This window comes from Pseudomonas sp. TH08, assembly GCF_016651275.1.
In the GTDB taxonomy this organism is placed as follows: Bacteria; Pseudomonadota; Gammaproteobacteria; order Pseudomonadales; family Pseudomonadaceae; genus Aquipseudomonas.
The window spans coordinates 951,057-964,380 of sequence record NZ_JAEKEE010000004.1; the positions used below are offsets into that span (position 1 = coordinate 951,057).

Annotated in this window: 10 protein-coding genes; 5 read left to right on the forward strand and 5 right to left on the reverse strand. The window is 54.6% G+C overall.

The window, feature by feature from the left end:
• Window positions 1-13: 13 nt before the first annotated feature.
• The 4 genes from JFT91_RS21255 to JFT91_RS21270 all read right to left on the reverse strand — a co-directional run bounded on the left by JFT91_RS21255 (window position 14) and on the right by JFT91_RS21270 (window position 5,342).
• Window positions 14-1,513 carry a CoA-acylating methylmalonate-semialdehyde dehydrogenase gene (locus JFT91_RS21255; protein ID WP_201233744.1) on the reverse strand — a complete coding sequence of 500 codons (1,500 nt, stop codon included), beginning with the start codon at window positions 1,511-1,513 and terminating at the stop codon, window positions 14-16.
• A 30-nt stretch (window positions 1,514-1,543) separates the two neighbouring features.
• Entirely contained in the window at window positions 1,544-2,353 is an 810-nt protein-coding gene (gene iolB, locus JFT91_RS21260) for a 5-deoxy-glucuronate isomerase (RefSeq protein ID WP_201233745.1), read from the reverse strand.
• Window positions 2,353-3,243, reverse strand: a complete 891-nt coding sequence (iolE, locus tag JFT91_RS21265; RefSeq protein ID WP_201233746.1) for a myo-inosose-2 dehydratase — start codon at window positions 3,241-3,243, stop codon at window positions 2,353-2,355. The genes iolB and iolE overlap by 1 nt, the downstream gene beginning before the upstream one ends.
• A 161-nt stretch (window positions 3,244-3,404) precedes the next feature.
• Entirely contained in the window at window positions 3,405-5,342 is a 1,938-nt protein-coding gene (locus JFT91_RS21270; protein ID WP_201233747.1) for a bifunctional 5-dehydro-2-deoxygluconokinase/5-dehydro-2-deoxyphosphogluconate aldolase, read from the reverse strand.
• 313 nt (window positions 5,343-5,655) lie between these two features.
• On the opposite strand from JFT91_RS21270, the gene JFT91_RS21275 reads away from it, so the two are divergent.
• Window positions 5,656-6,576, forward strand: a complete 921-nt coding sequence (locus JFT91_RS21275; protein WP_201233748.1) for a MurR/RpiR family transcriptional regulator — start codon at window positions 5,656-5,658, stop codon at window positions 6,574-6,576.
• Between the two features lie 8 nt (window positions 6,577-6,584).
• On the opposite strand, the gene JFT91_RS21280 is transcribed toward JFT91_RS21275, so the two are convergent.
• On the reverse strand, window positions 6,585-7,919 hold the full coding sequence (locus JFT91_RS21280; protein WP_201233749.1) for a hypothetical protein: 1,335 nt from the start codon (window positions 7,917-7,919) through the stop codon (window positions 6,585-6,587).
• Between the two features lie 366 nt (window positions 7,920-8,285).
• On the opposite strand from JFT91_RS21280, the gene JFT91_RS21285 reads away from it, so the two are divergent.
• The 4 genes from JFT91_RS21285 (at window position 8,286) to JFT91_RS21300 (ending at window position 13,046) form a co-directional block, all read left to right on the forward strand.
• Window positions 8,286-8,891, forward strand: a complete 606-nt coding sequence (locus tag JFT91_RS21285) for a glutathione S-transferase (RefSeq protein WP_201233750.1) — start codon at window positions 8,286-8,288, stop codon at window positions 8,889-8,891.
• 2 nt (window positions 8,892-8,893) lie between these two features.
• A complete protein-coding gene (locus JFT91_RS21290; protein WP_347340647.1) occupies window positions 8,894-10,162 on the forward strand; it encodes a DNA alkylation repair protein in 1,269 nt (422 codons plus the stop codon).
• Window positions 10,163-10,232: 70 nt separating this feature from the next.
• Window positions 10,233-11,885 (forward strand): cytidine/deoxycytidylate deaminase family protein, encoded by a 1,653-nt coding sequence (locus tag JFT91_RS21295; protein ID WP_201233751.1) that lies wholly within the window; start codon window positions 10,233-10,235, stop codon window positions 11,883-11,885.
• Between the two features lie 138 nt (window positions 11,886-12,023).
• Entirely contained in the window at window positions 12,024-13,046 is a 1,023-nt protein-coding gene (locus tag JFT91_RS21300; protein WP_201233752.1) for a potassium channel family protein, read from the forward strand.
• The last annotated feature ends 278 nt before the right edge of the window (window positions 13,047-13,324 follow it).

Here is a 13,324-nt window from a genome sequence, read left to right on the forward strand (position 1 = left end):
CCGCACAGACGAATTATTTGGCAGTTGGCATGCTGAATTCAGGGCCTTTGGCGATGCTGTCGGGCCAGCGCTGCATCACGCTTTTATAGCGACTGTAGAAACGCACGCCCTCTTCACCGTAAGCGTGGTGGTCACCGAACAATGAGCGCTTCCAGCCGCCAAACGAGTGCCAGGCCATTGGCACCGGAATCGGCACGTTGATACCGACCATGCCGACCTTGATGGTGCGAGCAAACGCACGGGCGATGCCGCCATCGCTGGTGAAGCAGGACACGCCGTTACCGAACTCATGGGCGTTGATCAATGCCACGGCGCTGGCGAAGTCCGGTACGCGGATGATGCCCAGCACCGGGCCGAAAATCTCTTGCTGATAGATGCTCATTTCGCTGCTGACCTGATCGAAAAGGGTCGCGCCCACGAAAAAACCAGCCTCGGCACCCGGTACATTGAAACCCCGGCCATCCACCAACAACTGCGCGCCCTGGGCCACCCCGTCGCTGATAAAACCCTCAACTTTGGCCTTGTGCTCAGCCGTGACCAACGGGCCCATTTCGCTGTCGCTCTGCATACCGTTACCGACCTTGAGCTGGTCGATACGCGGCAGCAGTTTGGCGATCAGACGATCACCGACATCGCCCACCGCGACGGCAATCGAAATCGCCATGCAACGCTCGCCGGCTGAGCCGTAAGCTGCGCCGATCAAGGCGTCGGCGGCCTGATCGAGATCGGCATCGGGCATGACAATCATGTGATTCTTCGCCCCGCCCAGCGCCTGGACACGCTTGCCGCGTGCAGTGGCTTGCTGGTGGATGTACTCGGCAATCGGCGTCGAACCGACAAAGGAAATCGCCTCGATATCGGGGTGTTGCAACAGCGCATCCACGGCCGTCTTGTCGCCCTGCACCACGTTGAACACGCCGTCCGGCAAGCCGGCCTCGGTGAGCAGACGCGCCATCAGCAAACTGGCGGACGGGTCACGTTCCGAAGGCTTGAGGATGAAACAGTTACCGGTGACCAGCGCCAGCGGGATCATCCACAGCGGCACCATCACCGGGAAGTTGAACGGCGTGACACCCGCGCAAACACCCAGCGGCTGCCGCAGATTCCAGTTGTCGATGCCGCCGCCGATGTTGTCGCTGAATTCGGTCTTGAGCAGGTTCGGCGCGCCGCAGGCGTACTCGACGATTTCGATGCCGCGAGTAACCTCTCCCTTGGCATCGGACAACACTTTGCCGTGCTCGCGGGTGATGATTTCAGCCAGCTCGTTGTGATGCCGGTCGAGCAACTCCTTGAACTTGAACATCACCCGCGAACGACGCAGGGACGACTGTTCCGACCACGCCGGGAAGGCCTTCAGCGCGGACGCGACAGCCTCTTCCACGGTCTTGACGCTGGCCAGCGCCACTTGCGCCTGCACCGCGCCGGTGGCCGGATTGAACACATGACTGAACCGCTCGCCGCTGTCCTGCACCTGACCATCGATGTAGTGGCCGATTACCGGGGCATTGCTCATTGTTGTCGCGCTCCGTTCAAACGTGGGAAGTCAGAGGTCCAGCAGCCAGCTGTGCTGCGGATCGTTATGGAACTGCCAGACACGTTTCGGCCCGGCCATGACATTCAGGTAATAGGACTCGTAGCCGTACGGCACGCTGACCGGGTGATACCCCTTGGGCACCACCACCAGATCGCTGTTTTCCACGGCCATGGCCTGATCGATGCTGCGGTCATCGGTGTACACGCGCTGGAACACAAAACCCTGCGGCGGATTGATCTGGTGGTAATAGGTTTCTTCGAGAAAGCTCTGGTGCGGCAGGTCATCGGTGTCGTGCTTGTGCGGCGGGTAGCTCGACGAATGCCCGGACGGCGTGCGCACTTCCACCACGAGCAGCGAATGCGCCGGTTCGCTGTCCGGCAAGATGTCGCAGACGTATCGGGTGTTGGCGCCTTTGCCACGCACGCTGCGCTTCATCGACTCCGGGCGGATCAACCGTGGCCCGAGGTTGGCGCTGACCGATCCGGGGGCGGCGCAGACGGCGATTTGTGAGTCGCTCAACGCAGTCACTCGCGCCTGACTGCCGGGCGGCAGATACGCGGCGAACGGTGATTTGTCTTCGAACACCGATTGCCGATCGCCCAGGTTGTCCCACTCGAATACGCCCTGCCCCGGCGCCTCGCCGCTGATACTGACGCGACCGCTGAGCAACACCAGGCACAACTCCTGATCGCCCGCTGTCACCGGCAGACTTTCGCCGAGGCTCAGTCGATAGGCAGCGAAACCGACGTACTCAAGACGTCCCTTTTCCAGCTCGACCATGGTGCGGCCATGGGCCTGACTCTTGACTAGAAGGCTCATCACAAGCCCCTTTCATTGAGCAGGGCGCGCAAGGTGTCGTAGCCCTTTTTCGCGTAGATGTAACTCGGTGCCACCGCCGGATCCTGCTCGGCCTCGACCACCAGCCAGCCGTAATAATCGGCGGCCACCAGGACGTCGAGCAGCGCGGCGTAATCAATGTCGCCATCGCCAGGCACAGTGAACGTGCCGTTGATGATGCAATCCGGGAAGCTCCACAGATTGTTGCGCGCCAGTTGCACCACCGGTTTGCGCACGTCCTTGAAATGCACGTGGCAGATGCGTTCGATGTGTTTTTTCAGAACTTGCAGCGGCTCGCCACCGCCCATGTAGCAATGACCGGAATCGAACAGCAAGCCGACTTCGCTACCGGTCAGGGCCATGAGTTTGTCGATGTCTGACGGCGACTCGACGTAGGCACCCATGTGGTGGTGATACGCCAGACGCACGCCTCGGGACAGGGTGAAGCGCGCCAGTTCAGTGAGCTTGTCGGCGTATGCCTGCCACGCTTCTTCGCTATGAAAGCGTGGCCGCTCGACCAGCGGAATACGCTGCCCCTGAATCGAATCGGCGACCTCGCCGTACACCAGAACGTTGGCACCGTTCTGCGCCAGCAACTCGACATGGCTGGCGATTGCATCGATTTCCTCGGCCACCGAGCGTGTCGCCAGTCGGCTGGAGTACCAGCCAGACACCAGCGCCAGATCGTAAGGCCGCAGCACGTCACCGACGCCTTTGGCATCCTTGGGGAATTTACCGTTGAGCTCAAAACCTGCGTAACCGATTGCCTTGCCCTCACTCAGGGCGGTGCTCAACGGCGTCTCGCCACCGAGGGACGGCAGATCGTCGTTGCTCCAGGAAATCGGGTTGATGCCAATTCGGATTGCGGGCATGGCTGCACCTTTTATTGTTTTCCATCAATCATTGAGTCCACCACCGTCCAACTGTAGGAGTGAGCCTGCTCGCGATAGCGGCGCATCAGCCAACTCAAATGTTGGAATGTGCCACCGCAATCGCGAGCAGGCTCACTCCTACAGGGGATCGTGTGAATCCTTCAGGATCGGGCCTTGCGCCAGGCGTCGATCAGTTCGACAAACGTGCCCTGCACCTGGCGGATCAGCGTTTCATCGTCGATCTCGCCGGCCATCCACGCCCGGCTAGGCTCCTGAAAAATCGTCCGGCCCACCGCAAACCCTCGGCAAGTGCGACTGCCGCTGGCCTGCTGAAAACCCTCGGCCAACGCCGCTGCCGGCGCATTCAGGCCCAGCAGCACCACGCCTCGGCAATACGGATCGCGTTCTTCAATCAGCGCGTCCAGTTGCTGCCATTCTTCGGCGCTCTGCGCTTCGATCTTCCACCACGCCGGGTAGATGCCGAGGTTGTACAGGCGCTTCACGGCGCGATAGAGCACGTCCGGATGGGCTGACGGAAGATCCTTCGGCGGCACAACCTCCAGCAGCAACTCATGCCCGCTGACCTGCGAGGCCTGATACAAGCCCTTGAGCTGCGCCTCCTGCTCCAGCCGCAACATCGGCTCATCGTCAGGATGGAATTGCACCAGACACTTGATGATTTGCTCCTGCGGCCAGGCAATCAGATTGCTGCCAACCGAACGCCCGTGTTCGAACGCCAGTGGCCGCGAGTTCTGCACCTCCACCGGCCGCGCCACCCACCAGCCGCGACCGGTGGCGGCGTTGAGCGAGTCCTGGCCGAAACGCTGATCCGCCAGCAAGCCGACATCCGCCTCGACACCCTGCTCGCGCAGATCGGCTTCAACGCGCTCCACCGCTTGGATAAACAGCTGCTTCAAAGCGCTGATGCTGGCGAGATCGCGGCCACCCTTCTGCGCCAGTTCGACCAACTGCCAGCGGTGATCGAAGGCAAAAATGAACAGCGGTTTCCACTGTTTGCGCGGCACGCTGACCCGATGCAAGCGCTGCAATGTTTCGTCCTGATCCGGCCGGGTAATCGGCACCGGGCTGTTGAACAGATAGTCGAGTTCGGCGCGGGTCGGCATTGCCGGGGCGCAAGCGTGGCGCGACACCACCAGCCCGCCGCAGGCATTGGCCAACTGGCAGCAACGCTCATCCGTGGCGTCCTCGATCCAGCCACTGAGGAACCCCGACATAAAGGCATCGCCGGCGCCGAGCACATTCAGCACCTCGACCCGCACGCCGGGATAGATCGCGCCATCCTCAAGCCGCACCGGAATTACCCCGTGAATCACCGTGCAACCCTGCGGCCCGAGCTTCACCACCAGCGTCGCGTTGCTCAAGCGCCGCACATTGCGCAGCGCGCAGAGCAAGTCCTCGGCGCCACCAGCAATCAGAAACTCTTCTTCAGTGCCGACGATCAGATCGAATCGCGGCAGGATCGACTGCACGTGCTGGCTGACATTGCGGTCAGCGACAAACCGTGTCTCGCCATCCGCCTTGCCGGCCAACCCCCACAACACCGGGCGATAGTCGATATCGAGCACGCGTCTGACGTTATGTTTTTCGGCGTAATCCAGCGCCTGAATGCTCGCCTTGTAGACGGACTCGGTGGAGAAATGCGTGCCGGTGATCAGCAGCGCCTTGCTGGAAGCAATGAACGCCTCGTTGATGTCCTCGGCGTGCAACGCCATGTCGGCGCAGTTTTCGCGGTAGAACACCAGGGGAAAGGTTTCGCGGTCCTTGAGACCGAGCAGGACCATCGCGGTCAGACGCTCGGGATCAACCTTGATGCCGCTGACATCACACCCTTCGCGAGCCAGCGATTCGAGCAGAAAACGCCCCATATGGTCGTCGCCGACCCGGCTCAACATCGCCGACTTCAACCCCAGCCGCGCCGTGCCGAACGCGATGTTGGCCGACGAACCGCCAAGGTATTTGGCGAAGCTGGAAACGTCCTCGAGCCGCGCCCCGACCTGCTGCGCATAGAGGTCGACGCCAAGGCGCCCGAGGCAAATCAGATCCAATTGACGCCCACTGGCAAAACGAGTCTGGCCCATGCTGGCTCCTGTTATTTTTATCAGCCGTGGTTTTCGTCGATACGTCGAAGAAAACACATTGAGTGGACGCAGACTAAAACGCCCTGCCAGCAATAATCAATATTTATTCTAATTATTTTTTACGTGGAATATTTTTTCCAATACACTTTCGTACGGGCGTTCCAGACACGGTGCATCGATTCAGCATCGACCGCCGACCGTGCAAGCCAAGATTTTATTAGGGCCTACCCTGTAGACTGCGCACAGCCAACCTATTGTCAGGGCCTGCCGCGCACCCACCCAGGCCTATAAGAACAAGCCAGAAGGATTTTTTATGTCCCGCACCGATCAGCCGGCTATCGACGAGCGCCCCGCCGACAGCGACCTCGCCAGCCCCCCGATCAACGCCGAGCGCTTACTGCAACTGATCACCGAAGAATACGAAGCCCTGCCGCGCCAGCTCAAACGCATCGCCAGCTACATGAGCCAGCAGAGCGACCGGATCATGGTCGATCGCATCAGCGACATCGCCCGCGAGTGCGAGGTCCACCCGTCTGCCATCGTGCGCTTCTCGCAACGCTTTGGTTTTAGCGGCTTCAGCGAAATGCAGGCGCTGTTTCGCAGCGCCTACACCCACAAAGCCTCGCCCGTGCAGAACTACCAACAACGCATCCGCAGCATGATCGCCAACCAGTCGCAGAAAGCCAGCGACGGTGACCTCGCCCGCGAATGCATTGACGCCACCCGCTCCGGCATCGAACGCCTGGGTCGTGAACTCGACGATGTTGCGTTCGAAACAGCCGTCGACCTCATCGTCAATGCCGACAACATCTACGTCGTCGGCGTACGCCGTTCCTTTGCCGTAGCCGACTACCTCGTTTACAACTTGCAACACACTCACAAGCGCATTCAACTGGTTTCCGGGCTCGGCGGCAGCTATCGCGAGCAAATGCGCAGCGTGCGCGCCAACGACCTGGTCATCGCCATCAGCTTCACCCCCTATGCCAAGGAAACCCAACACTGCCTGCGCTACGCCCGCCAGCAACGGGCCAACACGCTAATCCTCACCGACAGCCACCTCTCGCCCCTGGCAAAACATGCCAACAGCGTGTTGCTGGTCAACGAAGGCAGCGCCCTCGCCTTTCGTTCGCTGAGCGCAACGCTGTGCCTGTGTCAGGCGTTGTTCGTGGCAGTAGCCTATCGCCTTGAACTGAATGTCGATGAGATTCACGAACAAGCCGGATTCGAGGATTAGTCAGCGGACTACGAGGCGGGGCACTTACCGCCTTGTGATCTCTGGCTCGGCTGAATGAACCTGGTCATCGTCTTTATACCCGGAACAAGCAGATTCAACGGCGCAACGTTACTGCCGTAATCCGGCTCCAATGGTTTGGGGGACGAAGCGGACGGATTTATCGAAGCGATTTTGAAATGTATGCCTCGATAACCGATGACCACCGGCTCTGCGAAAGCTTGCCGCAATGTAATGCCCAACGCCGAAGACCTCACCACCGAACCGGTGACGCCGGGCATATCCGGCACGATCTCGCTGACTTTCTTCCTCATCGCCTCATTGACTTGAACCAACTCGGCGTTGATGCGCGCAATTTCAGACTGTTTGGCCGGCGTATCTGGCTTTGGTGGCGCTGGCTTCTGATCTTCCGGTTTGGCGACTACTGCCGTTTTCGGATCTTCAGGTTTCGGCTTGGGCGCATCTCCGGCAGGAGGTTCTTGCGCCTGGCCCGGCGCCTGTCCAGTCAACTTGCCCAGTTGAGCCTCAAGTGATTTCTTCTTTTCGCTCAGATCAACCATTGCCAAAGTGACTGCAGAGAAGGTGCCGCTCATGCCCTCCTCCGATGACACCACCAAATCGATTGCCCGAGTCAGATACACATCGGTGACAAACACCAATATCGGCGCGGTTGCATTGGCTTTATCGATCTGCGCGCCCTGCAGTTGGGCAGCCGCTTCACGCATTCTGCGCAAATCGTCCTCGGAATAGCGCTGCAGGGTTTCCTCATCGAAACGGGTCCGGGCCAACAGGTACATGGCGCCATAAGTCTCAGCGCTGGGCACCGAGTAAGACACGCTGTATTGCGATCGACGCCCAAACCCCAACGCAGCACCAATGGCGCTACTGGTGACGTTGACGCCGATATCGCTCTCAGCGAGGGATGCGAAGGTAAATCCCGGAAATGCCACCAGACTGTTGACCTGTTTGTCGCAGATCTTCAGGGGGATCAACGCTCGGGTAGGCACCGGACCGTTTCCCGAGCCATCGTCATAGGTCGCAGACGACTCGAACGTGTGCTTGCGTGCAGACGCAGCAATTTGCGCATCCAGATTGATCGAATCAAATTTGGTAGCAGCCAGGACGTAATCGGCGGTAGCGATCTTCTCGCCGGTCTTCACCGCTCGTGCAATAAAGATGTCCCCGACCTCCACATTGCTTCGAGGCGGGTAGATCGCCTTGATACCCAATTGTTCAGTATTGGTAGTCCAATTCTCGGCCACGACGCCCGGTGCCGGTTTCGAACTCCCGCAAGCCGTCAACCCCGCGCACACCAGACACCCAACCCAATGTTTAGAACTGTTCATGTGACGCCCTCCCTACAGTTTCGATTGCACGACCCTGCGAATTGATACCGCACAGGTCGGCACCTCAACGATCACGGGGTCATGGACTGCAAGGGAGTAATACAAACGAGTACTGAATCAGAGCGCCTGAGCTCGTTTAACTTTTCCATCCCTGGTCGGTGCTGGCACTTTGAATATAGATCGGCAAAAACAACTGACAAGGTCAGGCAAAGCCTTTATTTACGGGTGTTTCATGGCTGTTACGGATTTCACATCAGCCGTCTCGCATCAACCGATCAACTACACCCAGTAGTCAGTCGATAGCCTTTGCCGCTAAATTCAGCGTCTATCGCCCGTTTTGCTGTTGACCTTCCCAAGGAGCAGGAAATGAAATTGATCGGCATGCTCGACTCCCCTTACGTGCGCCGCGTGGCGATCTCCGCCAAACGCCTGGGGATTGACCTCGAACACGAGTCGGTCTCGGTGTTCCGCCACTTCGAGCAATTCCAGCAGATCAACCCGGTGGTCAAAGCGCCCACGCTGATCCTCGATGACGGCGTGGTCCTCATGGACTCGACCCTCATCCTCGACTACCTCGAAGCCAGTTCAGGAAACAGCCTGCTGCCGAAAGAATTGCGCCAACGCGCCCACGCCCTGCGCCTGATCGGACTCAGCCTCGCCGCCTGCGAAAAAGCCGTGCAGCTCTACTACGAACGCAACCTGCGCCCGGCCGATATCCAATACCAACCGTGGGTCGAACGCGTCGAAGGCCAACTCGCCGCCGCGTTTACCGCCCTCGAACAAGAACTCGAGCAAAACGGCCTGCCCACCGACGGCACCCTGACCCAGGCCGGCATCAGCCTCGCCGTCGCCTGGAGCTTCACCGACCTCGTCGTCCCCGACCAGATCGACACCCGCCGCTACCCCCACATCGCGCAATACACCGCCTACGCCGAAACGCTCGAAGCGTTCGTCAGCACGCCGATGAACTGACCGTGAGCACCACCGACACCGCCGCCCCGGCGTTAAAGGAAATCTTCAACGCCGAACGCCTGCGACATATCGCTGACGAAATGAGCGCCGTGTATCCCGCGTTCAAGGCCAAGGCGTTTCTAAAACACGCCCAGGACCGACTCGCTGAATTATCAGTGATGCAACGCATGGCGCGTGTCAGCGAAAGCCTGCATGCCGTGCTGCCGCTGGGCTACGAAGATTCACTCGACGTTCTTTTTGAACTCGCACCCCGGTTAAACAGTGGTTTCGTCAGCATGTGCCTGCCGCACTACGTCGCGAGCTACGGCGGGCACGCATTCGATACCTCCATGGAAGCCCTGAAATACTTCACGACGTTCGGCTCATCCGAATTCGCCATCCGCCACTTTCTGCGCAGCGACCTGGAACGCTCGCTTGAATTGATGCACGACTGGGCACAAGACGAAAACCACCACGTCCGCCGCCTCGCCAGCGAAGGCAGCCGCCCTCGCCTGCCTTGGTCGTTTCGGCTGGAAGCGGTACAAGCCAATCCTCGGTTGGCCGCCGGGATACTGGATCGATTGAAGGCCGACGACAGCCTCTACGTGCGCAAGTCCGTGGCGAATCACCTGAATGACGTCACCAAAGAGCACCCGGAATGGGTACTGGATGTGATTGAGGGGTGGTCGCTGGAGAACAAACACACGGCGTGGATTGCCAAGCATGCGTTGCGGAGTTTGATCAAACAGGGGGACGTGCGCGCGCTGACGGTGATTGGCGCGGGGTCGAAGGCTGAGGTTGAGTTGCTGGATGTGCGGGTTGAACCGGCGGTGGTGCGGTTGGGCGAGACGATTACGTTGTCGTTTACGGTGAAGTCGACCGTGGCGCATGAGCAGCGGCTGGTGATTGATTATGCGATTGACTATGTGAAGGCGAATGGCGGGGTTTCGGCGAAGGTTTTTAAGTTGAAGACGGTGGCGTTGGCGGGGTTTGAGAGTGAGGTGGTCCGGCGGAGTCAGCAGATTAAGGACTTCACTACGCGCAAGCATCATGTTGGGCGGCATGGGGTTCGGGTGATGGTTAATGGAAAAAAACTAGCGGGCACCCTATTCACTGTTATGAGACGAAACCCCGTCACTTCTAAAAAAACGATAACGAATAAGCACTTAGATGAACGCAACCCACTTTGCTACCTCGCAAGACAGGACATTCCCTCACGAGCTATCTTTGATTGCCATTTAGCCAAATTGAAAATGACTACAGCTTCACCTCAACAGCTCCGAACTCAATAGTGGCTTTTTGCCAAACACTAGTGTACCGTTACTGCAACTATAAGAGCACTGATGAAAAAGGACTTTTTCAATGGAAAATTATTTTCAAGACACCATATCTAAAATATATGGTGACGATGATGATTTTATAGTCATTGGATTAACAGGCCGCACGGGAAGCGGTTGTTCTACGGTCGCAAACATCCTTTCAAGCCAACAAGAAGATATACGCCACTCTCTTTTCTCAGGTCACAATCCTAAAGACAACAACCAGCGAAAGCAAAAAGTTGTTTTTAATTGCTTCAAGCATAACTGGGAACCTTTCATAACAATACAAGCCAGCACAGTATTATTATTAATGCTATCGGAGGTAAGCATTGAGGAATCGGGGATATTTATAGGACGTTCAGGAGACTTAGACCCTCCGAAAGCAAAAAAAACAACCGATATCCTAAAAAGCATACGTGACGAGTCAGTCGTCATTGCTGACATTGAGTCACTAAGAAAATTTTATACAAAATTTCTACCGGAGAAAAATGAAGAACTTAAAGATGTCATGGGAGGAGCAGCATACGTTAGAATCTTTCAACTCATCGGAAGCAATTTACGTAATTCTGGAAGCGTAACATCTGAAGACGTATTAAGCGGCAAGTCTTTTTCCTTAGCCGAACGAATCAACAAAATAATTAAACAAATTCGCAAAGCCAGAACTGAAGGCGACAAAACCTTTATTGTTATTGATGCAATAAGAAACCCATTTGAAGCCATATATTTCCAAGATAGATACTCCTCTTTTTATCTAATGGCAGTATCTTGTAACGACGACGAACGAAAGCGAAGACTTCGTGGACTTGGGTACACTGACGCTCAAATAGACATACTTGATAGAGAAGAGTACGGAAAATTAGACGCCACAAACCAAAAAGCCTACGTAAAGCAAGATATTAAAGCGTGCTTACAAAGGGCAGATCTGCATGTAAGCAATCCCGACTCTGGAAACATGGTATCCAACTTTAACTCTCTTGCAGATCAGCTGTTAACCTTTGTCGCGCTGATGGTGAGACCGGGACTTGTTACACCAACTCCATTAGAGCGCTGTATGCAAATCGCATTTACAGCAAAGCTTAATTCCGGATGCATTTCTAGGCAGGTAGGCGCCGTCGTCACCGATGTGAATTTTTCAGTACAGTCCGTAGGATGGAATGATACGCCCTTCGGCCAAGTGCCTTGTAGCCTGAGAAATCGATTCGACCTAACTAACGGCCACGATCAAGCAGCATATTCAGAATATGAAAAACTAGATATAAAATTCATAACATCAGTCTCAACAAACAATGAAAAATTTGTAAAAGTAAGAACAACCGGAAGAAATATTTCATACTGCTTCAAAGACGAATACAACCATCTAACTGGCAAAGACAATCAGGTCCATACAAGATCACTTCACGCAGAAGAAAATGCTTTCTTGCAAATTGCTAAATATGGTGCAAGGGGTGTTGAAAACGGAAAGTTATTTACCACTGCCAGCCCCTGCGAACTCTGCTCAAAAAAAGCATATCAGCTAGGAATAAAAGAAATTTATTATATAGATCCGTACCCAGGTATAGCTATGAGCCATATTTTGATGGGTGGAAGTCTAAATCCAAAACTCGTGATATTTTCCGGAGCTATCGGCAGAGCATTTCACAATTTATATTCTCCGAAACTCTCCTACAAAGACGAACTGAATGCGCTAGCGCAATAGCAGGCTTTTTTGTAAAAAATCAGGGCTTGGCTATTAAGATTACACATAGCCAAGCTTCAAGCTAAAAACCCATAACAACAAAAAATTCTCAAGCAACATCAACACCCAACAGAACAATTAAACGAAACGGGTTATAAAATGCACCAAAAAAGTCAATTAGGCATTACATTAGACGCGATCAAAACATCAACACTGGTGCTTCTATTGGCAGCTGGAATAATAACATCAGGCGTGCTGTTTTATTTTTTAAGCAAAATAGATCAAGGAATAGTTTCAACATTTGAAACCAATCAAAGTATAGGTGTCTGGGACTCAATGTATTTCAGCATTATAACCGTCTCATCTTTAGGGTATGGAGACTATCGCCCAGTAGGCGCTGGGCGGGCCGTAGCTGCTATAGAAGTAGTTTACGGCCTATTCTTTTTAGCGGTAATAGTTTCCAAGCTAGCCTCAGAACGAACTTCGACCTTGATAAAACTTGTATATGCAAGCGACACACAGAGACGTTTACTCGACTTTATAGAAAGCACAAACGATAGAAATGAGAGATTGCAAAAAGCCATTAAAGATAATGACTACTATGCCGCTAGTGAAATTTCACACACGAATAAAACAGCATTTTCCACTTATAAACACTTCGTAAACTACCACTTACAGTACGGCGACATCGGAAACGAGTGGGACACCAAACAGTTGGTTCGATTAATAAAGGCCACCGGAGATAGTACAGACCTCGCACATAGCATAATAAGAAACATGCACACCGATTCAGAGATCCACCTCAGAATCGAAAACTATCTAACAAAAGCAGAAACCTTGTCAGAGCATTTGAAAAAACACTATACCAGAGAAAAAATAGAAAGCATTCACGCACACATATCAAAACAAAGAAAGGCATTTAAAAAAGCTATCGATAATTGCAATAATGATTTCGAAAGGCTTAGGGGTGTCACCCCATACGTATTAACTACCGAGCTTTTGACAAGAGTAAAGCATTCATTACCAAAACGACCTTGGCCAGACCATGTACACAAACTCGTAGCAAAGGAACTCAAAATCTCAAACAAACTGGCTCAGAGAGCTATTTCGGATCTCCTGGTCGGTGGCTATTTTCCACATCAGCAACCATCAGAAGCACATTCTCAAAATGAATTAAGCTAATTTAATGGGAAAAACTTCGTACAACAGAGTTTTAAGAACTAAAAATCGGGATTACAAGAGAGCGCTTGCCCCCCTTATTTCTTCTATAACTGTTTATTAACCCTTATATGGGATGCCATACTTGGTGACGTACCGCTGCCACTTCACTAAAAGTGATAAGAGTAATGTCGTTAGCTCTTATCTTAGCGAGGACCTAATGACCTCAATTTCGCCGTGCGCTCGCGCAATGTTGACTGCGTGATGATAAGAGCGTCTAAGCCAAACAAGCACAACAGCTC

Coding starts and splice junctions, on each gene's coding strand:
- JFT91_RS21255 (WP_201233744.1), bottom strand. CDS start 1,513: ATGAGCAATGCCCCGGTAATCGGCCACTACATCGATGGTCAGGTGCAG.
- iolB (WP_201233745.1), bottom strand. CDS start 2,353: ATGAGCCTTCTAGTCAAGAGTCAGGCCCATGGCCGCACCATGGTCGAG.
- iolE (WP_201233746.1), bottom strand. CDS start 3,243: ATGCCCGCAATCCGAATTGGCATCAACCCGATTTCCTGGAGCAACGAC.
- JFT91_RS21270 (WP_201233747.1), bottom strand. CDS start 5,342: ATGGGCCAGACTCGTTTTGCCAGTGGGCGTCAATTGGATCTGATTTGC.
- JFT91_RS21275 (WP_201233748.1), top strand. CDS start 5,656: ATGTCCCGCACCGATCAGCCGGCTATCGACGAGCGCCCCGCCGACAGC.
- JFT91_RS21280 (WP_201233749.1), bottom strand. CDS start 7,919: ATGAACAGTTCTAAACATTGGGTTGGGTGTCTGGTGTGCGCGGGGTTG.
- JFT91_RS21285 (WP_201233750.1), top strand. CDS start 8,286: ATGAAATTGATCGGCATGCTCGACTCCCCTTACGTGCGCCGCGTGGCG.
- JFT91_RS21295 (WP_201233751.1), top strand. CDS start 10,233: ATGGAAAATTATTTTCAAGACACCATATCTAAAATATATGGTGACGAT.
- JFT91_RS21300 (WP_201233752.1), top strand. CDS start 12,024: ATGCACCAAAAAAGTCAATTAGGCATTACATTAGACGCGATCAAAACA.